This is a genomic window from Cellulomonas sp. P5_C6, assembly GCF_054049635.1.
Map to the genome: position 1 here is coordinate 1 of NZ_JBFULZ010000333.1, position 1,999 is coordinate 1,999.

At 74.2% G+C, this 1,999-nt stretch carries 2 protein-coding genes; one reads left to right on the forward strand and one right to left on the reverse strand.

The genetic code is table 11. From position 1 onward, the window contains the following. A partial coding sequence (locus tag ACXJKG_RS20835) for an AAA family ATPase (protein ID WP_456847626.1) occupies positions 1–779 on the reverse strand: 779 nt, incomplete at its 3' end. Between the two features lie 109 nt (positions 780–888). Here ACXJKG_RS20835 and ACXJKG_RS20840 point away from each other — a divergent pair. Next, positions 889–1,974 carry a class I SAM-dependent methyltransferase gene (locus ACXJKG_RS20840; RefSeq protein ID WP_456847627.1) on the forward strand — a complete coding sequence of 362 codons (1,086 nt, stop codon included), beginning with the start codon at positions 889–891 and terminating at the stop codon, positions 1,972–1,974. The last annotated feature ends 25 nt before the right edge of the window (positions 1,975–1,999 follow it).

A 1,999-nucleotide genomic window follows, 5' to 3' on the forward strand; every position in this document is an offset into this window, starting at 1 on the left:
GTCCTGGCCTGCGCGGACAGCTGGTCGGCCCGGCGCGCGAACGCCCGGGCCAGCGATGCCGGGACGGGCACGGGCGCGCCCGGCGGCAGGGCGTCGAACCCCTCGTCCGTGAGCTCGAGCAGCGCGAGGGGGTTGCCGCCGGTGGACGCGAGCAGCCGGGCGCGGTCCTCGTCGGAGAGCCGCACGCCGAGGGAGCCGGCCAGGGATGCCGCGTCGTCGGCGGCGAGACCCGTGAGCTCCAGCGTCGGCAGCCCGGCCGACCCGACGACCGACGGCGCCTCGTCCCGCACGGCCAGCAGGACGACGACCGGGTCGGCGGTGAGGCGTCGCGCCGCGAAGCACAGCGCCTGCGCCGACGGCGGGTCGAGCAGGTGGGCGTCGTCGACCAGCACCGCCAGCGGCCCGTCCTCGGCGACCCGGCTCAGCAGGCTCAGCACGGCGGCGCCCACGGCGAACCGTTCCCCGCCGGAGCCCGGCAGCAGGKCGAGGGCCGATCCCAGCGCCTCGGCCTGCGGCACGGGGAGGGCGTCGAGGTGGCCGAGCACGGGCCGCAGCAGCTGGAGCAGGCCGCCGAACGGCACCTCCTGCTCGGCGTCGATCCCGGCCGCGCGCAGTACCCGCATCCCCGCGCCCGTCACCGCGGTGGCGGCGTCCTCGAGCAGCGCGCTCTTGCCGATCCCCGCCTCGCCCGTCAGCACCAGGGTGCCGCTCTCGCCCACGCGCGCGGCGGCCACCAGCGTCGCGATGACCTGGCGCTCGCGCTCGCGGCCGACCAGCACGAGTCGAGTCTAGGGAGCAGTCCAGGGGGGTCCCCTGATCCGACGGGCGCCCACCCCGGCCAGTGTCGATCGGGACAGATCCGACGTACCTCACCAGGAGAGCATCACCATGACCCAGACCCTGCCGTTCACCCAGCGCACCATCGACCCCGACAAGCTCATGGCGTTCGTGTTCCGCGCCGTCGAGGAGGTCGGCGCGACCCTGAACACGGCCCTCGTCGTGATGGGCGACAAGCTGGGCTACTACCGTGCGATGGCCGACGGCCGCCCCATCACCCCGGCCGAGCTGGCCGAGCAGACCGGCACCAGCGAGCCGTACGCCCGCGAGTGGCTCAACAACCAGGCCGCCGGCGGGTACGTCGAGTACGACGCCGACGAGCGCCGCTACACGCTGCCGGCCGAGCACGCGAACGCTCTCACCGACGAGAGCAGCCCCGCGTACCTGCCCGGCTTCTTCCAGCTGGCGTACGGCACCGTCCGGGACTCTGAGGAGATCTTCTCGATCGCCAAGGACGGCGACGGCCTCGGCTGGCACGCCCACAACGGCGACGTGCACCACGGCTGCGAGCGCTTCTTCCGCACCATGTACAACGGCCACCTGCTCACCGAGTGGATCCCGGCCCTCGAGGGCGTCCAGGCCAAGCTCGAGGCCGGCGCCCGGGTGGCCGACGTCGGCTGCGGGCACGGCGCCTCGACGATCCTGCTGGCGACGGCGTTCCCGCGCTCGACCTTCGTCGGCTCGGACTACCACGCCGAGTCGATCGCGGTCGCGCGCGAGCGTGCCGCCGCCGCCGGCGTGGCGGACCGGGTCACCTTCGAGGTCGCGTCGGCCACGGAGTTCACGGGCACCGGCTACGACCTGATCGCGGTCTTCGACGCCCTGCACGACATGGGCGACCCGGTGGGCGCCGCCCGCCACGTCCGCCGCGCGATCGCCGACGACGGCACGTGGATGGTGGTCGAGCCGATGGCCGGCGACCGCGTCGAGGACAACCTCACCACCGTCGGCCGGACGTACTACGGCTTCTCGACGCTGCTGTGCACGCCCGCGTCGCTCAGCCAGGACGTCGGGCTCGCTCTCGGCACCCAGGCGGGGCCGGCGAAGATCCGCGACGTCTCGACGACGGCCGGCTTCACCAGCTTCCGGACCGCCGCGACCACCCCGTTCAACAACGTGTTCGAGGTCCGGCCGTGACGTCAGCCCCCCGTGAGGCGGACAC